29 protein-coding genes are annotated in these 25,518 nt (G+C 64.4%); 3 read left to right on the forward strand and 26 right to left on the reverse strand.

Going from position 1 to position 25,518, the window contains the following annotated elements; translation table 11 throughout:
* Positions 1 to 109: 109 nt before the first annotated feature.
* The 13 genes from ACP148_RS10625 to ACP148_RS10685 form a co-directional block, all read right to left on the reverse strand.
* The gene (locus tag ACP148_RS10625; protein WP_421950876.1) at positions 110 to 583 is read right to left on the reverse strand and encodes a hypothetical protein; all 474 of its coding nucleotides are present in this window, start codon (positions 581 to 583) and stop codon (positions 110 to 112) included.
* A gap of 90 nt (positions 584 to 673) precedes the next feature.
* A complete protein-coding gene (locus ACP148_RS10630) occupies positions 674 to 2,035 on the reverse strand; it encodes an ATP-binding protein (protein ID WP_421950877.1) in 1,362 nt (453 codons plus the stop codon).
* A gap of 101 nt (positions 2,036 to 2,136) precedes the next feature.
* Complete coding sequence (locus ACP148_RS10635; protein WP_421950878.1) at positions 2,137 to 2,796, reverse strand: response regulator transcription factor; 660 nt, start codon at positions 2,794 to 2,796, stop codon at positions 2,137 to 2,139.
* 88 nt (positions 2,797 to 2,884) lie between these two features.
* Positions 2,885 to 3,169 (reverse strand): hypothetical protein, encoded by a 285-nt coding sequence (locus tag ACP148_RS10640; protein ID WP_425033497.1) that lies wholly within the window; start codon positions 3,167 to 3,169, stop codon positions 2,885 to 2,887.
* A gap of 83 nt (positions 3,170 to 3,252) precedes the next feature.
* A complete protein-coding gene (locus ACP148_RS10645; RefSeq protein WP_421950880.1) occupies positions 3,253 to 4,002 on the reverse strand; it encodes a glycoside hydrolase family 108 protein in 750 nt (249 codons plus the stop codon).
* Between the two features lie 191 nt (positions 4,003 to 4,193).
* Positions 4,194 to 5,138 carry a DUF2793 domain-containing protein gene (locus ACP148_RS10650; RefSeq protein WP_421950881.1) on the reverse strand — a complete coding sequence of 315 codons (945 nt, stop codon included), beginning with the start codon at positions 5,136 to 5,138 and terminating at the stop codon, positions 4,194 to 4,196.
* Complete coding sequence (locus tag ACP148_RS10655; RefSeq protein WP_425033498.1) at positions 5,135 to 8,893, reverse strand: baseplate multidomain protein megatron; 3,759 nt, start codon at positions 8,891 to 8,893, stop codon at positions 5,135 to 5,137. The genes ACP148_RS10650 and ACP148_RS10655 overlap by 4 nt, the downstream gene beginning before the upstream one ends.
* A 477-nt stretch (positions 8,894 to 9,370) precedes the next feature.
* The gene (locus tag ACP148_RS10660; RefSeq protein ID WP_425033499.1) at positions 9,371 to 9,865 is read right to left on the reverse strand and encodes an NlpC/P60 family protein; all 495 of its coding nucleotides are present in this window, start codon (positions 9,863 to 9,865) and stop codon (positions 9,371 to 9,373) included.
* Complete coding sequence (locus ACP148_RS10665) at positions 9,862 to 10,740, reverse strand: DUF2163 domain-containing protein (RefSeq protein ID WP_421952367.1); 879 nt, start codon at positions 10,738 to 10,740, stop codon at positions 9,862 to 9,864. Before ACP148_RS10665 ends, ACP148_RS10660 begins: the two co-directional genes overlap by 4 nt.
* On the reverse strand, positions 10,737 to 11,369 hold the full coding sequence (locus ACP148_RS10670) for a phage distal tail protein, Rcc01695 family (RefSeq protein WP_425033500.1): 633 nt from the start codon (positions 11,367 to 11,369) through the stop codon (positions 10,737 to 10,739). Before ACP148_RS10670 ends, ACP148_RS10665 begins: the two co-directional genes overlap by 4 nt.
* Before the next feature lie 188 nt (positions 11,370 to 11,557).
* Positions 11,558 to 12,106 carry a phage tail tape measure protein gene (locus ACP148_RS10675; RefSeq protein WP_425033501.1) on the reverse strand — a complete coding sequence of 183 codons (549 nt, stop codon included), beginning with the start codon at positions 12,104 to 12,106 and terminating at the stop codon, positions 11,558 to 11,560.
* A complete protein-coding gene (locus ACP148_RS10680) occupies positions 12,103 to 12,303 on the reverse strand; it encodes a rcc01693 family protein (RefSeq protein ID WP_421952369.1) in 201 nt (66 codons plus the stop codon). The genes ACP148_RS10675 and ACP148_RS10680 overlap by 4 nt, the downstream gene beginning before the upstream one ends.
* Positions 12,300 to 12,614 carry a gene transfer agent family protein gene (locus ACP148_RS10685; protein ID WP_421952370.1) on the reverse strand — a complete coding sequence of 105 codons (315 nt, stop codon included), beginning with the start codon at positions 12,612 to 12,614 and terminating at the stop codon, positions 12,300 to 12,302. The genes ACP148_RS10680 and ACP148_RS10685 overlap by 4 nt, the downstream gene beginning before the upstream one ends.
* Positions 12,615 to 12,674: 60 nt before the next feature.
* Between ACP148_RS10685 and ACP148_RS10690 the strand changes: the two genes are divergently transcribed.
* Entirely contained in the window at positions 12,675 to 12,929 is a 255-nt protein-coding gene (locus tag ACP148_RS10690) for a CopG family ribbon-helix-helix protein (protein ID WP_421952371.1), read from the forward strand.
* A gap of 95 nt (positions 12,930 to 13,024) precedes the next feature.
* Here the strand turns inward: ACP148_RS10690 and ACP148_RS10695 are convergent, their stop codons facing one another.
* The 13 genes from ACP148_RS10695 to ACP148_RS10755 all read right to left on the reverse strand — a co-directional run bounded on the left by ACP148_RS10695 (position 13,025) and on the right by ACP148_RS10755 (position 21,523).
* Positions 13,025 to 13,438 (reverse strand): phage major tail protein, TP901-1 family, encoded by a 414-nt coding sequence (locus tag ACP148_RS10695; protein ID WP_421952372.1) that lies wholly within the window; start codon positions 13,436 to 13,438, stop codon positions 13,025 to 13,027.
* 1 nt (position 13,439) lies between these two features.
* Positions 13,440 to 13,850 carry a DUF3168 domain-containing protein gene (locus ACP148_RS10700; protein WP_421952373.1) on the reverse strand — a complete coding sequence of 137 codons (411 nt, stop codon included), beginning with the start codon at positions 13,848 to 13,850 and terminating at the stop codon, positions 13,440 to 13,442.
* Entirely contained in the window at positions 13,851 to 14,192 is a 342-nt protein-coding gene (locus ACP148_RS10705; protein ID WP_421952374.1) for a phage head closure protein, read from the reverse strand.
* A complete protein-coding gene (locus ACP148_RS10710; protein ID WP_421952375.1) occupies positions 14,189 to 14,767 on the reverse strand; it encodes a head-tail connector protein in 579 nt (192 codons plus the stop codon). The genes ACP148_RS10705 and ACP148_RS10710 overlap by 4 nt, the downstream gene beginning before the upstream one ends.
* Before the next feature lie 333 nt (positions 14,768 to 15,100).
* Positions 15,101 to 16,327 (reverse strand): phage major capsid protein, encoded by a 1,227-nt coding sequence (locus ACP148_RS10715; RefSeq protein ID WP_421952376.1) that lies wholly within the window; start codon positions 16,325 to 16,327, stop codon positions 15,101 to 15,103.
* 217 nt (positions 16,328 to 16,544) lie between these two features.
* Positions 16,545 to 17,036, reverse strand: a complete 492-nt coding sequence (locus ACP148_RS10720; RefSeq protein WP_421952377.1) for an HK97 family phage prohead protease — start codon at positions 17,034 to 17,036, stop codon at positions 16,545 to 16,547.
* Positions 17,033 to 17,170 carry a hypothetical protein gene (locus tag ACP148_RS10725; protein WP_421952378.1) on the reverse strand — a complete coding sequence of 46 codons (138 nt, stop codon included), beginning with the start codon at positions 17,168 to 17,170 and terminating at the stop codon, positions 17,033 to 17,035. Before ACP148_RS10725 ends, ACP148_RS10720 begins: the two co-directional genes overlap by 4 nt.
* Entirely contained in the window at positions 17,170 to 17,358 is a 189-nt protein-coding gene (locus ACP148_RS10730; protein ID WP_421952379.1) for a hypothetical protein, read from the reverse strand. Before ACP148_RS10730 ends, ACP148_RS10725 begins: the two co-directional genes overlap by 1 nt.
* Positions 17,359 to 17,625: 267 nt before the next feature.
* Positions 17,626 to 18,792, reverse strand: a complete 1,167-nt coding sequence (locus ACP148_RS10735; RefSeq protein ID WP_421952380.1) for a phage portal protein — start codon at positions 18,790 to 18,792, stop codon at positions 17,626 to 17,628.
* A 133-nt stretch (positions 18,793 to 18,925) separates the two neighbouring features.
* Positions 18,926 to 19,396, reverse strand: coding sequence for a hypothetical protein (locus ACP148_RS10740; protein WP_421952381.1), 471 nt, complete (start codon positions 19,394 to 19,396; stop codon positions 18,926 to 18,928).
* Entirely contained in the window at positions 19,393 to 19,686 is a 294-nt protein-coding gene (locus tag ACP148_RS10745) for a hypothetical protein (protein ID WP_421952382.1), read from the reverse strand. The genes ACP148_RS10740 and ACP148_RS10745 overlap by 4 nt, the downstream gene beginning before the upstream one ends.
* Positions 19,687 to 19,806: 120 nt before the next feature.
* Entirely contained in the window at positions 19,807 to 21,060 is a 1,254-nt protein-coding gene (locus tag ACP148_RS10750; protein ID WP_421952482.1) for a DNA-packaging protein, read from the reverse strand.
* Between the two features lie 34 nt (positions 21,061 to 21,094).
* Positions 21,095 to 21,523 carry a hypothetical protein gene (locus ACP148_RS10755; RefSeq protein WP_421952383.1) on the reverse strand — a complete coding sequence of 143 codons (429 nt, stop codon included), beginning with the start codon at positions 21,521 to 21,523 and terminating at the stop codon, positions 21,095 to 21,097.
* A gap of 272 nt (positions 21,524 to 21,795) precedes the next feature.
* Here ACP148_RS10755 and ACP148_RS10760 point away from each other — a divergent pair, with 272 nt between their 5' ends.
* Entirely contained in the window at positions 21,796 to 22,782 is a 987-nt protein-coding gene (locus tag ACP148_RS10760) for a peptidoglycan DD-metalloendopeptidase family protein (RefSeq protein ID WP_421952384.1), read from the forward strand.
* 89 nt (positions 22,783 to 22,871) lie between these two features.
* The gene (locus ACP148_RS10765; protein ID WP_421952385.1) at positions 22,872 to 25,454 is read left to right on the forward strand and encodes a membrane-bound PQQ-dependent dehydrogenase, glucose/quinate/shikimate family; all 2,583 of its coding nucleotides are present in this window, start codon (positions 22,872 to 22,874) and stop codon (positions 25,452 to 25,454) included.
* The last annotated feature ends 64 nt before the right edge of the window (positions 25,455 to 25,518 follow it).

The raw sequence follows: 25,518 nt of genomic DNA on the forward strand, positions 1-25,518 counted from the left end.
GAGATACAAAAAGGGTGCCGCCAGTGGCGACACCCGTCAATCGTTTTGTCGTCTAGGGGATAACCGATAACCCGAAGTCCCACGGACAATCGGGTTGGCCCCATACGACCTAAGCAGTTACGCCCCAGGCGCCATCCGCCTCGCGGCAGGCCTGGCCCGACCGGGTATAGGTCTGTCCGCCCACCGTCACGCGGTGCGAAAACTCGCGGCAATCGAGATTGTTGACCCGAACATAGGGGCCGACCGAAACCTGGCCGGTCGCGCCGCCCGAAGACCAGGTGCGCGGCGCACCGGGACGTCCGAACTGGAGCGCGTAGAACTGGGCGTCATTGGCGGCCGAGCGCTGGGCCGGCGTCAACTGGCCGACAATTGCGGCATCGATATACTCGTAGCTGCCCGGATCCAGACGCGCCTGCTGAATGGGTGCCGAATCGGTTGGGGTCACGACATCGGGCGTCGTCGGCGTGGTCAAAACAGTGGGCTGCGGCATCGCCGGCTGGGAGGTCTGGAAATTCGCCGTGCGCGTACACCCGGCAACCACCAGAGCCAGCGAAACAAGTGCAATCGCCCTCAACATTTTCATTGCAATACCTTTCGTAGCGGCCCTTTGGGACCTTCGATGTCTATCTCGGCCAATACGGCCAAATTGCGGTTTGATACCGCCGGTTCAAGTCTATTGCCGTGCCTGCCGCGCAGCAGGAAGCTGAAGTGTTGCCCGAAGGCCACCCAGTTCGGAGCGTGTCAGTGTCAATCTTCCCCCATAAATATCGACGAGTTCCTTGACGATATCGAGTCCCAGCCCGCTCCCCGGCGTTTTTTCGTCCAGTCTGACCCCGCGGCGCAATACTTGCTCGGCCTCGGCCTCGGTCAGACCCGGTCCATTGTCTTCAACGATGATCTCGACACTACGGTTCCCTGAAACGCTGGCTTCGCGCGCCGCCAGGCGAACCTCCGAGCGCGCCCATTTGCAGCCATTGTCCAAAAGGTTGCCGGCCATTTCCTCAAGATCGCTCTCGTCGCCCCGGAACCAGGGCACGGAGGCCGGCAGGTCGATTTCAAGGTCGCACTGCTTGTTGAGCTTGCCCATCACCCGCCCCAGCCGTTCGAGCACGGCACGGGTATCGGCCCGCTTGCCGACCACGCTCGAGCGGGCCGCAAGCCGCGCCTTGTCGAGATAGGTGGACACGATGCGGCTCATATTGTCGGTTTCGTGCAGCACTGCCTTGGCCAGCGCGGACTTGCCTCCATCGGCCTCGTTGCGCAGCACGGCGAGCGGGGTTTTCAGCCCATGGGCGAGATTGCCCACCTGGGCGCGCGAGCGCTCAACGATCTGGGTATTGGAGCGCAGGAGTTCATTGAGTTCGTCGGCCAGCGGCGCGATTTCCTGGGGAAAGTTGCCTTCAACGCTGGGCCTGTCACCCTCACGCACCGCCTCGATGGCTTCACGCAGCCTCTCGATGGGTCGTAGCGCAAAGCGCGCGATCATGCCGCTCATGGCGGCAAGGATCAGGGCCACAAAGGCCAGAACGATAATCGCCTGCCCGCGAAACGCGGCGGCGCGGCCTTCCACATCGGTATAATTGCCGGTCACCGTGATGACATAGCGCCCCAGATCGTCTAGCGTGACCCAGCGTTCCACGGCCCTCAGCGTCTGGTCGCCATAGTCGTCGGCGATCATGCCCGAGCGGGTTCCCGATGCGTTGAAGGCGCCCTCCAGATCGGGCAGCACGGTTCCAACCATGGAGGGGGAGAAACTGACGAGGCTCCCCGCCTCGTCGCGGATCTGCCAGTACCAGCCGGAGGTGGGGCGCGAAAATCGCGTGTCGGCGAGCCCGATTTCCTGGGAGGCCGCCGAGTCGAGCTCAAGCGTCTGCCCGACCAGCGACGAAATCTGCAGGTCGAGGCTTTCGGTCAGGTCCCTGTCGAGCGCCTGGGAATAAAGCTCGGTCAACAGAAATGCCGTCGCGACCAGCGCGACGATCAGCCAGCCCGCCGACAGCCAGAACAGCCGAAAGGCGATGGAGCCGCGAGTCACTAGAGCAGGTCCAGGAAAAGTGGGAACCGGTTTTCCCTCTGGACCTGCGACCACAGGGAAAATTGAGCCAGGTTCGGGTTTCGCAGAAAGCTGAACACGGCTCAATCCGCCAGGATCTGATAGCCGAGCCCGCGAATGGTCTGGATCAGTTCTTCCGGCAGCTTTTTGCGCAATCTGCCAACAAACACTTCGATCGTATTGGAATCACGATCGAAATCCTGATCGTATAGATGTTCGGTCAACTCGGTGCGCGAGATCACCTTGCCTTTGTGCATCATGAGATAGGCCAGAAGCCGGAATTCGTGGCTGGTGAGCTTTATCGCCTGTCCGTCCACGGTCACGCGGCCCGCCTTGGTGTCGAGCCGCACATTTCCTGCGGTGATCTCGTTGGAGGCGTGACCCGCCGCGCGGCGCACGAGAGCGCGGAGCCGCGCCAGCACTTCTTCCATATGGAAAGGCTTGGCCACATAGTCGTCGGCGCCCGCATCGATCCCCTGTACCTTATCGCTCCAGCGGTCGCGCGCCGTCAGCAGCAACACCGGCATCATGCGGTTCTCGCGGCGCCAGGCTTCGAGCACCGAAATCCCGTCCATGCGCGGCAGGCCGATATCGAGGACCACCGCATCATAGGGTTCGGTATCGCCCAGGAAGTGCCCTTCCTCGCCGTCCGTAGCGCTATCGCAGACATAGCCCGCGTCGGTCAGCGCCTCGCAAATCTGCCTGTTGAGGTTTTCGTCGTCTTCGACAACCAGTATCCGCATGGTCCCGCCCCGCCTGCGTGTAGCCTAGATTTTTGTTTCATCGCGCGTCCGAGCCGATAAAATGGAATTCACTTTATCTGGACACGCTCTATTGTGCACTCAACGTCAGATTGCGCGCCTGTCCCGATGTTTCGAGCACCGCGAGCACATAGACCAGCGCCCCGCCCTGTTCGCAGACCTTGACGCTGAGCACCTCGGTGGAAGGGTCGATCCCCTCGCGCGAGAGCACGGCCGCCACCGGCTGGATGCGGCCTTCGGCAAGCGCCGACTGGATTGTCGAATTGTCCCAGCATCCCTCCTGCGCCGCAACAGGCACGGCGCCCAACGGGAGAGAAAGGCTCAAAGCCAGGGCCAGCGATGTGAGTCGGGACACGAAAGCGTTTTTCATGCCCCGACTATTACCGTCACTTTGCTGAACTGCAAATGAATGGTTCGCCCAAAATGTGGCGAACGCGCCTAGATCCTGCCCAGATCGGACTTCAGCCCGCGCCGCAGGAAGATGATCGCCAGCGCTTCCATCACCATCTGCGGCCCGGAATATTCGCCGAACATGGGAATTTCGATGCCCAAACTCTGCGCGATGCCGACTATGAGCATCAATGCCCCCACGATATAGGTCTTGTAGCCGTCGAAAACACTCATGTCCTCGATATCCTTTTCGGTTTGAGAGGGAGGTTGCAGCGCCACGGCAGAGAGCGCCGTGGCGCGAATATCTGAGACGCGGCTGGTCCAGCCACGCCCGAAACTGGCCCAGTTTGCCAGCCGTTGCAGGAAACCCATGCGCTGGTCGCACAGCGCCTCGATCAGGGCGCGCGTGTCGCGCTTTCCAACCGCCGCCAGTGTCACCGGCCCGATGAATCCATCCTGGATCACGCCCACCAGCGCCTGCAGCACCCGCACCACCCGATCGGGCCCGGAATTGACCGCATAATCGAACACTGCAAGGTCGAGCCCCGCTGGAAGCGATGCGGCCCTGCACCGCTCCCAGTAGAGCGCCTTGTAGATCGCCGAAGCCTCGGCGCGCGTCAGCGCCATTACCTCCGTTTTCGGCAAATCCCACCATGGATCGATCCCGCGCCAGCGGGCCAGCGCCTTGTGGGTGATCCCCATATTGGTCGCCCCGCCCGGATCGGAGGGATGGTCGACATAGCCGCCCTCGTGCTTGAGAATTTCGGCAAGGCAAAGCGTCCAGCGCGAAGCCGGCATGACGGTTCTCCCTATTGAATCAATGAGTTGTACGCAATGACTGCCTCCCCCCACCGGTCACCCCGGCCTTGAGCCGGGGCCCAGTACACTCGGTGCTTGAGAGAGAACCACCAATGCTGCCGGCTATTGGGTCCCGGGTCTTCGCCCGGGATGACGATGGGGAGGCTTGGAGACCCACGGTCCCCTGAAAATCAGCCGTTGTTGGAAAAGGACAGCTCGATCCAGTCGCTGCCGCGCCGGACCAGCATCAGCGCGTCCTCAAAGTTGTTGAGCACGCGGTTGTTGACCAGTTTGAGATTGCCGGTCCCGTCGCGAAAGGTCAGCGCATTGCCCGCCGTCCCCGTGACGATCAGCACCGAGCCGTCGAACCCGCCCGAGATCGTATCGACATCGTCGGTCGTTCCGCCTTCGGGCGCCGGAACCACATAGCCCGTTGCCGCCGCCAGAACGCCTCCGGCAATCGTGGGAAAGCTCACTGCGCAGCCCGCAAAGCTCGAAAACGTCACGAACCCCGTCGATCCCTCGAGGCTTATGGCAGTCTTGAAGTCGGACCCGTCATCGGAAACCTTGAAGGTGAAATCATCGTTGCCCGCAAGCCCGATCTCGGCCCGGCCGGACCAGCCCGACTGGAAGATCAAAGTTGCACTATCCGCCCCGCCCTGCTTGTTGAGCGTCAGCCGCACATTTCCATTGCCGCCCTCTCCGTCCGGGATCGCGGTAAACAGCGCCGCTTCGGAACGCACGGCCAGCCGGTTGGTCCCGTCCGGGTTCGTCCCAACGCCCAGCCCCGCCACCCCATTGAACAGCGGCGCCCAGTTCCCGGCCCGGAACATCACCGGCTGCGCTCCGCTGATATCCCAGGCCAGCCAGCCCTCGGCCGGTTCGGCAAAACGCCACCCGCCCTCGCTCCAGGCCGCCAACTGCCCGTCATGGCCCTCCCATGCGCCCGTCGCCGCCGCCCCGATACCATAGGTATCGCCCGCCTCTGGATCGGCGGGCGGCGCGATCACCGCCAGCCCGGCAAGCCGGATCTGCACCAGCGCATCGAGCAATACCAGCGCCTCGTTGTGGGTCACGTGTTTTTGCGCCTGCTCGGAGGCAATCAGCGGCAGGTCGAGCCGCGCCGTCGAACTCATGGGTAAACTCCCTGTGCGGCCAGCCCCGCGCCCAGCACCGGACTGACCTGTTGAATTGCGAAGTCGAACACGCCCGCCAGCCCGCCGAAATCGGCAATCTGGTCGGCCATGGAATAGGTCCAGCCCGGCGCGTCCACATCCACGACGCGCACCGGCGCACCGCCGTCGAAAACGGAAACCCGATACCGCTCGGGCACGACATCGAGCGCGATATCGCCATAAGTCCAGCCATTGCCGCCCACCCGGCCCCGCCGGATCCAGGTCAAAGCGATATCCCCGCCAGCCTCCCGAACGGCCCGCAGATGCACCGGCGCCAGGGGCAGCGCGGTCCCGATATCCACATCGACGCCCAGCGCCGTGCCTTCGGCATCGCGCGGTCCCGCATAGGCCAGAAGCGTCCGCGTATCGCCGAGCGCGCCTTGCGGCACGGCAAGCCGGGCGCAATTGGCATTGACCACCATCGCCCGGTTGCCCGCCGCCGCGGTCCCGACGCGCGTTCCGTCCTGCCCGCGCAGTAACCCCGTCAGCCGATAGGTCGAAGTCTCGACGAGATCGGCGTGCTCGAAGCCGACCAGTTCCCAATGGCCCGCATCGGTCTCCACCGCCAGCCGATTGCTCGCGGCCAGCACGGCCTGCGGGTCGGCTGACGCCAGATGCCCGCCATGCAATGTCAGGACGATCTCACCGGAACGGTCCCAAATCCCGGCCGGCCCGGCCGTCATGGGCTGCGTCAGGACGCCGAGCGTTCCCGCCGCCGTCAGCCGCGCCAGTTCCGTTCCGGTTTCGGGATCGCGCAGGGTAATCGGTCCCGGCCACGGCTCGCACATGGCCGCCGCCACTAGCTCGGTGCCCCCATCGCCCGCCGGCAGATGGGCAATGGTAATGAGCGGGGTCCCGGCGATTGGCGGGCTGACCTGAGGCATGCGCCGCTCGGGCGCACTCGCCACGCCCTTGATCGTCCCTCCATATGCCGAGGCAGAGACCTGCCGCACCGCTCCGTCGCGCACCGTGCCGATCACGAACGGCCCGTCCACCTGCCCCTCGACCGCCACCATATCGCCCGCCTCGAGCGCCAGCATCGAGGGCGGCAGCGCAAACTCCAGCCCGTCCTCACCCTGCCGCATACTCCGCAACATGGCTTCTGCTACAGCGCCCGCGTCCGCAGGATCGAGCACCAGCCCGCTTTCCGCCCCGGCGTAGCGCTCGCCCCTGGGCGCCACGGCCAGAGCCGTCGCCGTCTGATAGTCGCGGTCCCTGTCGAAATAACTCAGCGTCAGCCGCCCGGCCCGCTCGGCCCAATCCCCGCGCTTGCGCGCAACGATGGCTGCCTCGCCCACCGCCAGGTCGGCCCGCGCCATTTCGGTCACCGAGCGCGCATCCCCCGCCCGCCAGACGAGCCCCGTCTCCCCGTCACGCACCGAAAGCCCCAGCGCCTCGACCAGCCCGGCCGATGCCTCGCGCAGACTGGTCACCGCCTCGATGCCCAGCCCATGCACCATGGGCGCCCGCGTATCGATCGCCTCGACCGGCACGCCGAACTCGTCGGCCATGGCGGCCAGAAGCTCCTCGCCGCTCGCGGCCCCCAGTCGCCCGTTCAGCCAATGCCCCGTGTCGTAATTGGCCGCGTCCGACCAGATTTCGGGTATCCCCGGAAACGCCGGATAGGGCCGCGCGTCCCAGCACCAAAGATATATCCGGTCACTATCGAGCATCGGCCCGCCATAGACGGCCGACACCGGATTGTGCGCGCCCGTTTGCGCCCAGTACTGATGGCAGGCCCGCAACATCTGGCGCTGGATCAGCGGATCGGGCATCCCGCTCGAGAAAGGCGGCCGCTTGTCCTCGGCGCTTTTGGGATCGCCAAACGCATTTGGCGCGTTCGGCCCCTTGTCCACGGCCCCGCACCCCAGTTCGGTCAGCCAGATGGGTTTGGCTTGCGGCACCCACGCCGTCGGCGCCCCCGCGCGCACCCCGCCCACGCGGTTATGGTGCGGCTGGCTCCAGAAGCTCACCAGATCCTTGTAGCGCCACACCCAATCTTCGCCATAGGCGCCATCCTCTATCGGCGTGCGCACCTGATCGGCCCGGTCGGCCTCCGAAGCGTAATACCAGTCGAACCCCTCGCCGCCGGCAATATTGCCCTTGAGATAATCGAGGTCGTAGATCGCCCCCGCCACCCCAGCGTCTAGATGGCCTTCCCCATCGCGCCAGTCGGCCATGGGCATATAATTGTCGATCCCGATGGCGTCGATATCGGCGTCGGCCCACAGCGGATCGAGATGGAAGATCTTGTCCCCCGATCCATCGTCGGGCTGATACCCCGAATATTCCGACCAGTCCGCCGCATAGGTGATCTTGGTTCCACCTCCCACGATGGCCCGCACGTCTCCGGCCAGCACCTTGAGCGCATCCACGAAGGGAAAACTCGTCGTCCCCGAGCGCACCCAGCTCAGATGCCGCATTTCCGAGCCGATCAGCATCGCATCGACCCCGCCCGCGTCCTCGGCAAGCTGGGCATAATGCAGGATCATCTCGCGATACCCGTTCGCCATGAAACTGTTGACCTGGCTGGTCGCGGTCCCGGTCCCGTCCGGAGAACCGGCAACACCGGGCGCGGGATGGCAGGTGATCCGCCCTCGCCATGGGTAGGCCGGCTGGCCCGCCCCGAGCGTATAGGGATCGATCTTTCCATTGCCTTGGGGAATATCCATCATCACGAAGGGATAAAGCGTCACCTTGATCCCGCGCGCTTTGAGATCGGCAATCGCGGCCTTGACGCTCGCATCCGACGGCGTTCCCCCATAGGCCGCACCGCCATCGTGATCGCTGACCCGATTGACTTCGCTCCGCTCCAGCCCCGCCACGGACCAGTTTGTGCCCTTCACCTGCTTGTTCGTGCTGTCCACCCGCGGCTCGACCACGCACTGCCCACAGCGCAGATCGGTGCCGAACCAGGCGACCACCAGCCCGACATGTTCGAGATCGGGGCACAGCGCCGTCAGCTCGTCGATGGACATATCCCAGTCCGAACGCACCGCGCTCAAATGGCAGTTCTCCGCCGCCGCCCGCCCCGGCCCCAGCACCCGCACGCGCGGCTTTGGATCGTACCCGAACTCGGTCGAACCGGGGATCAGGCATACGGCGCGAATGTCGCGTTCGAGATCGCCCACCGGCCGGCAGATTTCCACCGATAGATTGGGAATGCGGTTGCCGAACGGGGTCAAATCGAGCCGCTCGAACACCAGGTAACACAACCCGCGATAGGCCGGCGTTTGCCCTTGCTTGCTTACGATCAGCCCGTCGCGCGGCTGGTTGGTCGTACCGCGATAGAACCTGATATCGAGCCCGTCGGTTTCCAGCGGTTTGCCATCGGCCCAGATCCGCCCGAAATGGGCGACCTCACCCTCGCACAGCGCCAAAGCGAAACTGGCGGCAATCGTTTCTTCCTCCGCCCCCGACGCCCCAAACCCCTTGGAGCCCGAACTTTCTGCCGCTATCTTTTCGAGCTCGGTCGCCCAGATGATATTGCCCGAAACCCGGCTCCAGCCATAAATACGCGCAATGGCCCCGCCCTCGCTCGACCCGATCAGCCTGATGTCGGAATGAGGACGTGCAGCAGGCTTTTCGCCAAAGATCTGCGCATCGACCGCGCTCCCCGCCAGCGCCCCCAGCGCCCGCCCGATCGTCGCCCCGATCGGCCCGCCAATCGCGCCACCCACCACCTGCCCGGCCAGCGAAAGTGCCAGAGTTGCCATGTGTCCTGTCTTTCAAAACGGAAAAATCTTCAGGAGAGCGTCATCCCTCCACAAAAAGGTCCGCGCTGGAGATCGAGCGCTTTGTCCCACATTCACCACCGTCATCCCGGCCTCGAGCCGGGACCCAGTACACTCATCGCCCGAGATGAAACCGCCAACTCTGCCGGCTACTGGATCCCGGGTCTCCGCCCGGGATGACGGCGACGGGTGTTTTGCCCACCAGCGCTCAAGGCATTTCTCACCTCTCCCTTGGGGGGAGAGGTCGGGGCTTGCGCAGCAAGGTCCGGGTGAGGGGGCCTTTTCTCAAAAGCACCGGCGCTCAAGGCCCCTCACCGGCCTGCCGGCCACCCTCTCCCCAGTGGGGAGAGGGCACATCGTGCCGAAGCCTTGGGACTTAAGCACCTGCATTTCGGGGCCACAGCCCGACTCCCTCGCCCCTCTGGGGTGAGGGGGCCTTGAGCGCCCGCGATGTTCCCCTCACGGAAACCCGAACACCCCGGCAACCCGCCGCGCCCAGCTCTCGCCCAGCGCCACCTCGACCACCCCCACATGCTCTTGGGCATGCACGAACCGGTCCGGCGCCACCATCACCCCGCAATGGCGGGCCGGGCGATGCCGCATCAGCTTAAACAGCACAACATCGCCCGCCTCGGGTGCGCCATCGCGCGCCACGAGATGCCGCCGCGCCGCCGCTTCCAACGCATCGCCAACGCGAAAATCGCGCCAGTCGCTGCCATAGGCGGGAACGGGTCCTGCCTCACCGCCATAAAGCTCCCGCCAAATGCCCCGGATCAGCCCCAGGCAATCGGCCCCTGCCCCGCGCCTGCTCGCCTGATGCCGATAGGGCGTGCCGATCCAGCCCCGCGCAGCGGCGGCAACAAATTCGCCCCCCTGCGCCCGCCCCACCCCCGAAACACCCTCCCCTTGATGGGGAGGGATGGGGAGGGGTGACGCCACGCGCTCTGATGTCACGACACAATCCTCCGACCGTCCAGCCGATCATCGGTGCCCGGATAGCGCAGCACGAAATCGGTGCCCGGAATATGGGGAAACCCCTGGAAATTGATTGCGTTGGAAAACTTCGCCCCGCAAGTCGAAAACCGCTTGTCGCACCCGGCATAGACCGTCAGTGTATCGCCGATCTCCACCCAGTCTCCGACCGGACGATCGAGTGCAATCGTTCCGCCATCCTGGCGCACGATCGTCTCTTCGATCCCGGCCCGCCTGCCGCTCTCCCAACGCGCCACCCCGTGGCTGAACCATCCGGCATCGAACCCATCAAGCCCGCTCACCGTGGCACTCGTCGCATCGGGCTTGCCCGTCACGGTCGCCGCAACGCGGAACGCTGCCGTCTCGATGTTCTTGCCGCACCGCCCGTCCCCCAGCCGCGCGTCGCACATATGCTGATAGAGCCGCCCGCGCGGCACGTTCATCGCATGCTGGCCCGAACGCAGTTCGGCGCGAAACACCCCATCCTCTCGGGTGATCTCGCCGATCGTGTCCGCCCGGATCAGTTCGCGCTGTGCACTATCGCGCCAGTTCACCCGCCAGCTTTCCACCCGCGCGCCGTCATAGCGGCCCAGGGCAATATCGTCCTCGCTGATCGCCTCGGAATGGAGCACGCCGAGCACTTCGGCAGTCTCGGTCTGCGCGCCGAGTTTCTGCACCGTCTCCCCGCCATCGAGGCCATGCGCGGGCTCAAACGCGGTGCCCCCGAACGCCAGCGCCACATCGTGATCGGTAAACCCCAACGTCACCCCATCGGTGCGCTCGATCCGCCAGCACCAGCACAGCGTCGTCGCCCCGCTCGCGATATGGGCGGCAAATTCCTCGCCAAACTGTCTCATTCGCCGATCACCTCGATCAGGGGAATGGAAGGCGCCATCGCCGCGTCGAACCCCGACATCTCGACATCGAGCCTGTCGGTATCGAACCGCACCGGCACGTCGAACTCAAACCCCGCCGTCACCACCGCGCCCGGGCCCGGCGCAAAATCGAGCGTCACCACGCCCGTCAGCAGGTCCACCGAAAATGCCCCCGGCCCAACGGGCACTGCGTCCACCGCCACCGCGACGCTCCCCGCCACCGGCTTGGTGATCGGACGCAAATAGGGGTCGAAGTTCGCACCGTAGCGCTTGACCAGTTGAAACGCGGTCGTCTCGCCATCGCGCGTCCCGATCTCCTGATCGGTCGCCGTGGGCGTCCCGCCATTTTCGCTCGATGAAAAATCAATCCCGTCGCGCCACAGGAACGAATGAAACCGCCCCCGCCGCTCCTCGAAGAACGCCAGCACCGCCAGCATGTCGGCCCGCGATTTGATCCCATATCCGGCATTGTAGCGCCGCCGCGCATGCGCCCAGCGAGAATTGCGCTCCTCGCGCCCCGACGCCAGCGTCGTCACATCGGTCGCCCGCACCGGCCCACCCTGCGCGCCCAGCGCGATATCGAGCGGAAACCGCACCTGATGAAACGCCATGGTCCCTTGTTCCTTCTTTTTTCGATTGCCGAATTCCGATACTCAGCGCCCCTCCCGCCGCTTCGCCCCAAAGGGCGCGGTAAGAATGCCGCAGGCGCCCAGCTTCACCTCTCCCTTAGGGGGAGAGGTCGACGCGGAGCGTCGGGTGAGGGGGCCTTCCCGGCTTCCCTGCCCGCCAGATCCGCTCGTTAACTCCCCCGCGTCCCGCGCCTTACAGCGCGCAACAGCATGGCGCTCACTTCCGCTTCCGCCGCCGCAAAGCTGCGCGCATCGCTGGCCGTGACGTTGAAATTGACGGTCACCGCCTGCCCGCCGCCTCCGGCAACGCCCAGCCGTCCATCTGACCCGCGGGCCAGCGGCAATATCGCCTCCGGGCCCGCCTCCCCGGCCAGCCCCCATTGCCCTGGCATGGGAAAATAGGTCGGACTGGCCAGAACCCCGCCCTTGGCGAACGGCTTGACGCTGGCCAGCGCCGGATTGAAGCCCGAAAACAGGCTTTCGATGCCACCGGAAACCAGATCGCCCAGCGGCTTCAGGGCCGCTTTCATCGCAATATCGGCAAAGGCGCGCCCGATATCGGCGAGCAGGCTCCGCAGCGAGCGCCCCTCCATGATCGCCCCGCGCAAACCGCGCGTCAGGGTCGATCCGACCGAATTTCCCAGGTCGCGAATGCGTTCGAGCTCGACGGCAACATCGGTCATTTCCGCCTCGAACGTCTCCCCGAAGATTTCGCTCATCGTTTTTCTCCGTCAGGATGCTGTGCCATCAGCGCTTCCAGATCGCCTCGCCCCGGCGCCCCGGCTCCCTTGCGGCCCGCCGCCCCGTCATGGGCCGCCGCCAGCTCGCGCGGCGTCATCGCCCAGAACGCATGCGGGGACAGCCCCAGAACACCCAGTCCGAACGCCATCGCCTCGCGCCACGGAAACCGGCTCATTGCGCGTCCCCGAACGTCGCCTGCAGCAGTTTTACGCAGATCTGCGCCGCGCCCTTGAGACCGCCCTCGATAGAAAGCCGCGCCAGATCGTCATCGGTGATCGGATTGCCCGCGCCGCGCAGGCCGGCCCCCAGGATCGCCGTCAGATCGCGGGCCGAAACCCGTCCCTGGGCAAACCGCTCGACCAGTCCATTGAGATCGGATGCCTGCAGCCGTGCTTCGAGCTCGGCCAGCGCGCCCAGCGTCAGGCACAATGTTTTCGTCTCGCCGCCGATCTCGGCGTCGATTTCCCCGCGTTGCGGATTGGCCATTCCATGGCTCCCTGAATGTGCTAGGTTGTGTTGTGATGTGTACCAATGGAGCGCGCCAGAATGGCAAAGCCCTCGACCACGCTTACCGTGCGTTTGCCGAGCGAAACCCGCGACAAGCTCGACCGCCTGGCCGAGATGACCCAGCGGTCCAAATCCTTCCTGGCCGCCAAGGCGCTCGATGCCTATGCGGAGCGCGAACTTGAAAAGTTCCAGAAAATCGAAGCGCAAATGCGCTCCACGCCGAACGCGCCAGACCCCGATGCCGACGAAATCTTCGCCATCATGGAACGGGCCAGCCGCAACGCGCGCAGCTAGGCTCAAGCCCCACCTCCTCACCGGCGTCATCCCGGGCGACGACCCGGGATCCAGTAACCGGCAGAGCCCGTGGATAGCCGGCGCCGCTCCCTATCCTAAAGCGCCGTAAACCCGATCTCCCCCGCGCTTTCCAGCGCCAGCTCGAACGTCACCTCGCCGGCGTGGTCGCCCGCAAACTCCAGCGCCACGATCTGGAACGGGCCCTCGACCGTCCCGAAATCTGGAAGGATCAGCTGCCAGTTCCGGATCGTGCCACCGAAAAACAGCTCGCGCACCCGGGCGTCCGAATTCTTGTCCTTGAAAATCCCCGATCCGGACACCGAGGCGCGCTTGATCCCGCCGCCTTGCAGCAGCTCCCGCCAGCGCCCGGCGCTTTCGGCGTCGGTGGTATCGACGCTGGCCGCGTTGAAGGCGAGCTGTTTGGTGCGCAATCCCGCCACAGTCAGAAAACTCCCCGCGCCGGTCTCGTCGAGTTTCAAAAGCATGTCCTTGCCGCTCTGGGCCGTCATCTCAATCGTCCTTTGGTTCGGAGAAAAACCGCAATTGCACAGCCGCCCGTGCCCGGCCCGTCGCCAGGTCGATGGCCGTTTCGGTGCGCACATGCCGCCTGTGGGTCAAAACATGGTCCTGGGGCGCCAAAGCCCCCATCACGGCCACGCGCTCGATCCGGTCGGCAATCTGGATGGCCGCCGCGCGCGAGGGCTGCGGGCTCCAGCAATGGATGGTCAGCCGGTGCTCAAAGCCCGGCGCTTCGTCGCCGTCACGCGGCACCGCGTCATGGCGCAATATGGTGACGTATGGCGGCCGTTGCCCCTTGGGAGGAGCATCGAAAATCGCACCCTCCCCGATCAGCAGCGCCAATGGCGCATCGTCCGCCCAGGCGGAAACCAGCGCGTTCTGGATATCTTCCAAAGCCTGCATCTATCCCACCATCGCCGTTTCGGCGCACAGGCAGGAGAGGTAGGCCCGCCGCCCGTTCAGATCTTCCGCCTCGACGATCTCGAGCGCCCGCCCGCGATAGACGATCCTGTCGCCCGGCCTTAGATCCTTGCGAAACCGCAGCACCACCGCGTGCGTCGAGGTAGCGGCGCGCCCATCGCCCTCGCGCATGATCCGCGCCGAGCGCGAGCGCACCCGCGCCCAGACCGACGTGATGGGCAAAAACAGCGTTTCGTGCCCGCCATCGGGCATCAGCGCCATGTCGCGTCGTTGCAGTTGCACCCGGTCCCGCAGCGTGCCGACCGGCGGCACCGCGCCCCTCACAGCCGCACCCGGCGATGGCTGGCGATAAGCCGCTCGAACCCGGCGGGCACCGAGGCCCCGGCCCCGCTCACCAGCACCGCGTCACGGTTTTCGTACCAATAGGCGACGAGCGTTTTGAGCGATTGCAGCAGGTCGGCGGGCACCTCCTCGGGCTCGGTCCCGAACCCGGCCACATAATCGATCTCGATCCCCATCCGCTCGCGCAGTACCGGCATCCCGGCGATGCGCGGCGGCAGGATGATCCGCGCCGGATTGGCCCGCCCATCGGGCAGAACCTCATCCAGATCGATCTGATGCGCGTTGCCGCCTGTGTCGTAGCAACGGATTTCGCTCAGCGCGATCATGGGCGAAACCGGCAGTTTGACCACCCGGTCCTCCGGCCAGAAATCGAGCACCAGCCGCCAGGTCTGGGCCAGCAAGGCCTTGCCCGTCAGGCTCTCGACATGCACCCGCGCCGCCACGATCAGCGCCTCGATCAGCCCGTCCTCGGCCTCGTCCTCAACCCGCAAATGCGCCTTCATCTGCACAAGCGAAACCGGCTCCTGGGCGGGTCCCGCCAGAAGGTATGATGTCATTTCTGTTCTCTTTGATTTGTTGGTTTGGAGAGGCACTAAAGGCCCCCTCACCCGTCTGGCTGCGCCATCCGGCCTCTCCCCCAAGGGAGAGGTAAGAAACGCCGCCAGCCCCACGCTTCACCTCTCCCTTCGGGGGAGAGAGCTTGCCCCGGACGCGATCCGGGGTCGACGCGAAGCGTCGGGTGAGGGGGCCTTTTCTGTCCAGGCGAGAGCCGCCGCCCGGCATGGATCAGGGCGTGGCGAGAACGGTATTGGCCGAGAACCGGAGCGGAGCGTACTTTGGTACGTGAGCACCGGAAGCGCAGGTCAATGCCGTTCGCAGCCCGCCCTCATTCATGCCCCGAACTTGAGGAGCTTGATGGCGTCGTAGTCGGAGATCCCGCCGCCGACGCGCTTGGTGGTGTAAAACAACACATAGGGCTTGGCCGAATAGGGATCGCGCAGGATGTTGACGCCCTGCCGGTCGACGATCAGATAGCCGCGCCGGAAATCGCCGAAGGCGACCGAAAGGCTGTCCGCACCGATATCGGGCATGTCCTCGGCCTCGACCAGCGAAAAGCCCATAAGGCTCGCGCGGCCCTCGGGCGAAGCGGCAGGCTGCCAGAGGTAATTGCCGTCCGCATCTTTCAATTTGCGCACTGCCCCTTGCGTGCGCCGGTTCATCAGCCAGGTCGCGTTCTGGCGATAGCCGGCTTTGAGCGCATAGACCAGATCGACCAGAGCGTCGGCCGGGTCGGTGGCATCGAACCCGGCATCGACACCCGTCGAGATGGTGCCCAGCGATTCCCACGCCCAGCTCGCCTCATCGACCGTCGCGGCATCGAGAAAGCCCGAAGGCTTGTTAACGCCATCGCCGAGAATGAACGCAGTCGTTTCCTGCTCGGCGAACGCGGCATTGACCTCCTCGGCGATCCATTGGCCAACATCGACCGCCGCGTCGTCTAAAAACGCCTGGGTCGCCGCCGGCATGGCGTAAAGCTCGGTCGTGGGGAAGGTCAGCTCATCGATCACCTGGGAATTGGTCTGGGTGCGCGCCGCCGTCTCGCCGACCCAGCCGACTTGCGGCCCGGTCACCGTGATGGGTTTTTTATAGACCGAGGAGGACACCTGCCGCACGCCACAGATCGAGCGCATGGGCGAAATCGCGGTCAGGAGCTTGGTGATCTCGGTTTCGGTTTCCCCGGGCACCAGATAGCCGCCATCGGGGTTCGAGCCGATCGAAAGCGCCTTTTCCTCGCCGCGCTTGATATAGGCGGAAAACGCGTCCTTATATTCATCGCTCGCGACCGCCCTGCCCCCTTCGAGCGCCGGACGGGCCTTGTCCACCGCCGCCTTGTCGAGCGCCGATTTATGCCCGTCGAGCACCGCGTTGAGCCGGTCGAGCTTGCCCTCGAGCAGCGTATCGGCGGACCCGCGCTTTTCCAGTTCGCCCAGCCGCTGGTCGTTGGTCGATTTGAACTCCTCGAAGGCGTTCATGAAATCGGCGAACAGGGCGTTCACGTCCCCAGCCGGAAGCGCCGCCACCTTGGTTTCAAGGCGCGGTTCGGTATTTTTGGTCATCGATTTTCCCTTGCTTTTCGATTGTTGCTGGGCAGGGCCCACCCTCTCCTCTTCGTCGTCCTCGGGCTTGACCCGGGGACCCGCAACGCTGCCGGACGGCCCGAAAGACGTGTGTCCCTCGCGCCATCCGCGTCCAAAGCTCTTCGGCGATTGCGGCGGCGTCTCAGATTGTCGGGTCAAGCCCGACAATGACGAGGAAAGGCGGGAAGCCTCGCCCCTAAGACGTCATCAGTCGCGCCGCCGCGCCAAGCGTTGCGGCCAGTTTGGCGGATTGCCCGCCCGGCACGGAGCCGATTCGTGCCGCCTCCATCATCGGAAAGGTGACGATGGAAATTTCCCAAAGGTCCACGGCCCACAGCCGCCGCGTCCCCGTCCTGTCCTCGCGGGTGGCCCGCACGGCCCGAAACCCGATGGAGAGCCCGTCGATGGCCCGCTGCGCGATCAGCGCTTTAAGGCTTGACGCGCGCGGCACACCGTCGAGCAACCGCCCGGAGACCTTGAGCCCGAACCCATCCTCGACGATCTCGTCCCACAGCCCGATTGGCTCTTTGGGATCGTGCTGGAACAGCAACCGCACCCGGTCGGCGCCGCGTGATTTCAGCGTGTCGCGAAAGGCGCCGGGCATGACGATGTCCCCGCCGCCGTCGAGCCGCCCGAACACCGAGGCATAGCCCGAAAACCGCCCGTCGGCGTCGATCGCAACGCTCATCTGGCGGTCTCCGGCTTTGCCTTTGCCGCCCTGCCCGGCCGTTTGGCCAGCGATCCCGCCAGGTTCCAGGCAAACTGGCGAAACACTTGCGTCGCGTCTCCCGGATTGCTCTTTGCCGTCTTTTTTGTCCCCATCAGTCCTTGTCCCTGAACAGTTTATTGAGGTGGGCGATTTCGGTCACGAACGTATTGAACCGCCGGTTGGCCGCCGAAAGCTCCTTGAGCAGCGTAAACACCGCCACGCTCGCCCCGCCCGCCCACAAAAACAGCGCCACATGCGCCAGATCCCCCTTGGCGAGCACCGTCGAAATGATCTCGTCCATGTGTGTTCCTTTCTGCCCCCCAGGCCCCCTCACCCGGCCCGCGGCCGACCTCTCCCCCAAGGGAGCGGTAAGAAGTACCGCACGCGTCGCGAAACACCTCTCCCTTTGGGGGAGAGGTCGGCGCGAAGCGACGGGTGAGGGGGCCTTCGCCCAAGCTCCAACCGTCGCAGTTCGTCGCCAATGCCAGACCCACGCAAAACCCTCGCCCCTTTGGGAAGAGGGCTGGGGTGACGGGCCGTGAGTGCAGGTGTTTACAAAAAAGGCCCGCTACCCCCCCTTCCCGAACCCCAGCAATTCCCGCTTCTCCTCGTCGCTCAAAAACGACGCATTGCCCACGCGCTCCCAGTCCATCGCGCGATCAGCGGCCAGCGCCTCGATGCCGTCGAAATCGGGCATGAGCTCCACCCCGCCAAAGCCCGGCGACAGCCAATGGGTCAGCGATCCCACCACGGCCCGCACCAGCGGAATGATCGTCTGCCGCCACAGCGCCCGGCTGGCCTCTGCATAATTTGCATAAGTGTTGTCCCCCGGAATCCCCAGCAGCATGGGCGGCACGCCGAAGGCCAGCGCGATTTCGCGCGCCGCCGCGTTCTTGGCGTCGAGAAAGTCCATTTCGGCCGGGGTCAGCGCCATCGCCTTCCAGTCCAACCCGCCCTCGAGCACCATGGGCCGCCCGGCATTGATGGCCCCGGCAAACCCCTCCTCGAGCTCGGATTTGAGCCTCTGGTACTGGTCCTCGGTCAAATTCCCCGCTGCCGCGTTGTAAACCAGCGCTCCGGAGGGCCGCGCCGCGTTTTCCAGCAACGCCCGGTTCCAGGCGGTCGCCGCGTTGTGGGTTTCCAGGCTCGTCTGCGCCGCCTGCAACGGCGCCTGCCCGTAATGATCGTCCAGCGGATCGAAAAGCGTCAGATGCAAAACCCGCCCCACGGGTCCGCCGTCCAGCATCAGCTTGTGGGTCCGCCCGCCGGCGGTATAGGCATATCCGATCGGCCAGCCATCCTTGCCCGCGATCACCGCCATGCGGTCTGGCCGCAGCCCGTAAAGTCCCTTGATCTCTCCCTCGACGATCGCCGCGTCGAGATAGGCGTTACCGGCGAGTTGGAGATAGGAAAACACGCTTTCAAGCAGCGCCTTGCCGTCCTGGCGTGGATTGGGCCGTCCGAGCAGCGCAAGCAGCGGATGGTCGGTCAGAACCTTATCCCCATCGCGCACCTCGAGCGGCACCCTCGCCGCGTTTTCCGCCACCATGCGCACGCAACGATAGACGATCGGGTTGCGCGCGAACCCCTCATTGGCCAGCGCCGCAAACCCCTTCTTGCCGCTCCCGCCAATCCCCAGCGGCGCAAGTTGAAACAGCGTCTGCGGCGCCACCGATTTGTGCTCGCCGCCCACACGCGATCGCCCGCCCATAAGGCGCCCCAGCCAATCGGCCATCGTCTCATCCTTTTTTCAGAAGATTTGGGAGATCGCCGCAGCATCTCCATCATGGCTGAACTCTACCCCACCAGCGTGACGCGGGGATAAGTCGGCAATAAAAAACCCCGCCGGAGCGGGGTTTTACAAAACGCTATGATGCGCGTTGCTTGAACAAGACAAACGCCGCAAAGGCACGTCTGTCTTTCAGCGGGGTGGCCTCAAAGCTGGTAATAACAAATTCGACCTGCTCTATATCGAGAAGGACCGTAGATTTAAAAACCTTCGCATTTGGATCGTAATCCGCGATGTGCCGTTTTTCTTGCATGGTCACAAACAGATTCGCAAAATCCTGAATTTCCTGAGGGAAATTCGCAATTTTTCCATTCTTGCAAGCGTTCTTACAGACGCCGTGCTCAAGAGCCCGATAGGCCTGATGCCAAGCTGATTTGCTCCGAACAGCGCCGGACCCACCTATCAATAGGTCTGCGCATGACCTCGCGAGGGCGTGAAACAGGGCATAATAAGCCGTGCTTGTCGCACGCAGAAGATTGGATTGTCGTGGCTTTCCATTGCTGGACGATACAAGATCCCGCGCCGTATGGAGGAGATCAGCCGGTTTCAAGCGTGCCCTAGTCCCACGTCTCTTCCAGAAACGAAGGAGAACATAGGAAATGCCCTCTCGCCGATATCTGTCAATCTGGGCCGCACATTACGAACGGCCCCCGATAGCATCTTGGCATCTAAATCTTTGGGCCGCCCTTCAAAAACAACCGAAATGAGCAAGACATCGTCGCCGTCGGCGTCGACATCCTCACGAACGTCCACGCGCAAAATCTTGACGTTGTGAAAGTCGGCTTTAAGGACTTCCTCAACAACAGACCCGATCTTGGTAAGGTGATTTTTGCTGCTCATGGCCTATACAAATTGGTTCACATGACCAGTTTCAATGTGAAATCCAACATAAGATGCTTGCAGAGAATTGACAAGGAATAAAATTTTAGCCTACGCACATGAGTGCGTAGGCTAATCAACTCAAACCCGCACCCGCGGCACCGGCCCGTCTCGCAGCAGCAATTCGGTCACCGCCCACACCAGCGCGTCCAGCCGATCGGGCGAATGGCCCTCGCTCAGCCCGTCGGGCCCGAAGGCGCACAATTCGTCTTCGAGCTCGGCAAACATGCCGGCATGTTTTACCCGCCCCTGCGCGTAAAGCGCCGCGACCGGCTCGGCGCGCACCCATTTGCCCCTGTTGGCCCGCGCTTCGAGCACCGGCACGCTGGCATCGACCTGGTTCATGAGGTTTTTCACAAGGCCGCCGCCCTGGTTCACCTCGGCGAGGATCGTATCGGCACCAAATTCGTGAAACGCGGTGATCGCCACCCGCGCCCAGCCGACGGGGGTCACCCCCTGCACCGTCCGGTCGGCCAAAACCACCGCTTCATCGCCGCAGCGGCCGGCAACGATGATCCCGCAGGCGTCCGAATTCTTGCCGCCCGTCACCGGCGGATCGACCGCCACGACGATCCGGCTCAACCCCGGCACGTCGGCAATCCGCCCCGCCTCGATCTGGCCGCGGTTCCAGAGCGCGCCGGGCATGTCCTCGACCATCTCGCCGTCGAGTTCCTGGCGCCCAAGCACCGTCTCATTGTATCGCGCCACGATCGCTTCGAGAAACGCAGGCGCCAGGTTGTCCCGGTTGGCTTTCGTTTTCATGCGCGTCACCACCGTATTGGGGTCCGCCATCAACCGTTTTAACAGCCGCGTTGCCTTGGGCGTCGTTGTCACCATCTGGCGCGGCCGCACCCCGATGCGCAGCCCGAACTGGAGCATGTCCCAGGCCGCTTCGGCCTTGGGCCATTTGGCCAGCTCGTCGCACCAGGCGGCGGCAAACTGGGGCCCGCGAAACCGCTCGGGATCGTTGGCCGGCATCAGCCAGGCTTCCGCCCCGTTGGGCCAGACGACAACACCGCGCGCCTTGTCCAGCCGTGGCCGTTCGGAAACCGGGTACACCGAAATGATCCCCGAGACGCCTTCGACCATGATGGCCCGCGCCTCGTGCATGGTTTCCCCCACCAGCGCGATTGGGGAAACGGGTCGGGTGCCCGAAACCAGTTCGCGCACCCATTCGGCCCCGGCCCTCGTCTTGCCCGCGCCGCGCCCGCCCAGCATCAGCCATGTCGTCCAGTCGCCCTCGGGCGCCCGTTGCATCTTATGACCCCACAGGTCCCAGCAGATCTTGAAGTTTTCCAGATCCGAGGCTTCGAGCACTTCGGCGCGCCGCATCATCTGCGCCTTGCGCGCTTTGGTCAGCGGCGGAAGCTCAATCTTCGGTTTCAAGCTTGGAAATCCGGTCGATGAGACGCTCGCGAATGGCTTCGAGTTCGGGGTCCATGCGCACCCGCTTTTTCACCACCTTCTTTTCGGCGGCTTCGAGCGCCGTGATCTTGTCGAGCGCCTTGGTCATGGATTCGAGCATGCGCATTTCGGTTGCACTCATGGGTTCCTCTGCCAGTTTCTTTTCCATCTGCGTAATCTGTGCCTCGATCAGCCCCAGCATCCGGGCCAGCAAGCTCTGGCGCCGCTGCCGCCCGACGCCGGGCTTGCGCAGCGTCCAGTGCTCCCTGCGGCGGCGGGTGTTGAGCTGGTTGAGGGTCACTGCGTGCGCGGCAGCAATTTCCACGATCGGTGTATCGGTCTCCTCGTAGTCCGCCCGTACGGCCCCCCAGTCCGGCTCCACCGTTCCGCTCATCGCCCGATCCATCGCTGTCTTGAAAAGGTCCGGTGAGACCGCCGCGCACCCCAGGGCACCGTGGAGGGACCGTTGCCCAGCCAAACGTCGGCGCAGCAATCTCACCGTGCCACAAATCTAACCGGACTGCGTGACGCGGGGATAAATCCCTCGATTTTTCGTGAAACCCTCCCCCGCCCCGCGCGTTGGATGGCAAGGCTCTCGCCCGACTGTGCCCGTGTAAGGTCGGCCCGCCGACTTGTGGGACAGATGTGAAAACACGGAGTTCCCCCATGATCCGCCCCCCGCTCGCTGTCCTTGTCGCCGCCTTGGCCGTTCCCGCCGTGGCGCAGGAGGCAACCCTTGATATGGGCCGCGAACGCACTGAAGCGTTCATTTCCGGCGATCTCGAACCGATCTGGGACGAAATGACTCCGCAAATGCAAGAAGGCCTCGGCTCGCTCGATGATTTTTCCGCCTTCCACCAGCAGATCGCCACCGAACTGGGCGAGGAAACCGCAATCCTCGACGAGGAAGCCACCACCGAGGGCGAATTTTCCGTCTATACCCGCATTGGCGAATGGTCTTTGATCGACAGCCCCATCGTCATGGAATGGTCCTTTGATACCGATGGCATGATCGCGGGATTTTTCATCCAGCCCCAACCCGAAGCCGCCCCCTCGGCCCGTCTCGACTACGAGACCAGATCCGAGTTGCGCCTGCCCTTCGATGGGGAGTGGTATGTTTTCTGGGGCGGGCGCGACATCGCCGACAATTACCATGCGGGAGACCCCGCCCAGCGCTTCGCCTATGATTTCGTGGTGAAAGACAACGGGCAATCCCACGCCGGCGATCCCCAACAGCTCGAAAACTATCACTGCTGGGGCCGCGAAATCCTCGCCCCCGCCGACGGCCAGGTGATCGCCATGGTCAACGACCTGCCCGATCAGCCCATCGGAGAGACCGACGCGGAAAACGCCGCCGGAAATCACGTGATCCTTGCCCTCGCCGAGGATGAATTCGCCTTCCTCGCCCATATGCGGCAGGGCTCGGTCACCGTGCAGCGCGGCCAGGAGGTTGCCCGGGGCGATGTGCTCGGGTTATGCGGCAATTCGGGCAACACGTCCGAACCGCACCTGCATTTCCATCTCCAGACCACGCCCGATCTTATGGATGGCGAGGGCCTGCCTGCCCAGTTCCAAAATTACGAGGCCGATGGCGAGCCCATCGCGCGCGGCGAACCGGTACGCGGCCAGGCGGTTGCACCGGCCTCCTCCTGACGCCCCCGAACCAACTGGGACACGTCCAAGGAACCTCATAGCGCCCGATTGTGTTGTGCCCTGTGAGGCAATCGCACCGGGAGAGCATCATGGACGACACGCATCGCGCGCGCCGCGGCTTCGGCTTTTGGGCAGCAATGGTCATCGGAGCTATAATCGCCATCTTCGGGGTGCCGATCTTTGCCGGGGGCGTCTGGCTCGCGGCATTGGGCGGCTCTTGGTATTACATCGTGGCCGGCATCGGCCTGCTCGCTACCGCTTTCTTCCTCTTCCGACGCTCCATGCTCGCCGTCTGGATCTATCTGGCAACCTTTGTCGGCACTGTCGCCTGGGCGCTGTGGGAAGCCGGGTTCGACGGCTGGGCTCAGGTTCCGCGTCTTGTGGCGCCGACGGTGGTTCTGGTACTGGTGCTGGCCACCATTCCCGCCCTGCGCGGACGCTTTGCCCGCCCTGCCGGCGCCGCGGCGGCGGCCATTGCTGGCGGCATCGCCCTGGCCGGATCGCTTGCAATCCTTAATGTTTCGAGCAATGGCATCGCCCTCGCGCAGGACGAAACGCCGCCCGCCGCCGAGCAACCGGCACCCGATCAGCCATTGCCACCCGCCCCTGACGCCGCGCCGCCTTCGGCTCAGGATGACGCCACTGTCCAGGACGACGCGGCACAGCCCCAGACAGAGGCCGAAACCGAGGGGCCGACAAGCCCTACGGGCGTGCCGCTGCGCGCCGCAATGGAAATGCCTCAGACCGGCACCGACTGGCCGGCCTATGGCGGCACCCATCACGGCACCCGCTATTCCCCTCTCGACCAGATAACCCCCCAGAACGTCTCCCGGCTCGAACGCGCCTGGGAGTTCAATACCGGCATCATGCCGCCCGACGACGCAGGCGAAAGCCAGCGCTGGTCGCCCGAGAATACGCCGCTCAAGGTCGATGACGACCTCTATGTCTGCACACCGACAAATGTTGTCATATCCATCGACGCGCGAAGCGGTCTTGAAGAATGGCGCTACGATCCCGTGGTCGATCCGGCCATTCTGTCGATTGGCGCCTGCCGTGGCGTCTCGTATTTCGAGGACCCGCAGGCCGATCCGGACGCCCTGTGCGCCCGCCGCATCATTTCGGGCACCGAGGACGGACGTCTGCTCGCGCTCGACGCCGATATCGGCCAGCCCTGTCCCGAGTTCGTCCAGGGTGGCGAAATCGACCTCGAGGACGGGCTCGGTGACACGGTTCCCGGCTGGATCGGCGTCACCTCCGCTCCCACAATCATTCGCGGCATTGTCGTCGTCGGCCACAACGTCAACGACAACGAAGCCGAGGACGCGCCTTCGGGCGTCGTGCGGGGCTTTGATGCGGTGACGGGCGAACTCGTCTGGGCCTGGGATCTGGGCAATCCGGGCAATCGCGGCGCGCCCGAAGAGGGCGAAGTCTACACCCGGGGTACACCCAATTTCTGGACCGTGGGCGCCGCCGACGAAGATCTGGGCCTTGTCTATCTTCCGCTCGGCAATTCGGCCGTCGATTATTACGGCTCGAATCGCTCCGAGGTCGAAAACGAGTACGCGACCTCGCTCGTCGCCGTGGATGTGACAACGGGCGAGGATGTCTGGCACTTCCAGACCGTCTATAACGACGTCTGGGACTACGATCTGGGCAGCCAGCCCGCGCTTGTCGATTTTCCCGCCGAGGGCGGTACGGTTCCAGGCGTGGTCGTTTCCTCCAAGCAGGGCGAAATCTACGTCCTCAACCGCGAGACCGGCGAACCGCTGTTCGAGCCGGAGGACCGCGAGGTGCCCCAGGGCGGCGTCGAGCCCGAATATCTCTCGCCTGTTCAGCCCTTTTCCACCTATCACTCCCTGGCCGCCGAGCCCATCGAAGAGCGCGACATGTGGGGCATGACACCGCTGGACCAGCTCTGGTGCCGCATTCAATACCGCCAGGCCAGCTATCAAGGCATCTACACGCCCCCCACGACGGACTGGTATATCCAGTACCCCGGCTACAATGGCGGCCAGGATTGGGGCGCCATGGCGGTCGATCAGGAGCGGGGCATTGTGATCGCCAACTACAACGACGTGCCCAACCGGCTTCGCCTCGTGCCTCGCGAGGAGGCCGACGAGCGCGGCATGAGCACCGCCATCTATGATGACGGTGTGGGCGGCGATCCGCAGATCGGCGCACCCTATGCCATCGAGATCGATGTCGGCTGGCGTTCCGATTTCACCAAGCTCATGTGCAAGCAGCCCCCCTATGGCGGCATCAGGGCAATCGATCTGGCCACCGGCGAAACGCTCTGGGATCAGCCCTTCGGCTCGGCCCGCGCCAACGGCCCCTTCAACATTCCCTCGATGCTGCCTTTAACCATCGGCACCCCCAATAATGGTGGCCCCATCGTCACCGCCGGCGGGCTGATCTTTGTTGCCGCCACCACCGACAACCTCATCCACGCCTTCGACATCGAAACGGGCGAGGAAGTCTGGAACGACGTGCTGCCCGCCGGCGGCCAGGCCACGCCCATCGTCTACGAGGTCGAAGGCGCCCAGTATCTTGCGATGATGGCCGGCGGCCACACACCCATGGAAACCAAATTGGGTGACCACGTCATTGCCTGGGCGCTGCCCAATGAGGAGGCTCAGGGTGAAGGAACCACCGGGGATTCCGACGCCCCATAACCCAAAAACAAGCCGCCGCACGCCTGCGGCGGCTTTCCTTTTGCCCGGCCGCATCATCGGTGAG

Origin of the sequence: Pelagibacterium sp., from assembly GCF_965249125.1 — a bacterium.
Taxonomy (GTDB): domain Bacteria; phylum Pseudomonadota; class Alphaproteobacteria; order Rhizobiales; family Devosiaceae; genus Pelagibacterium.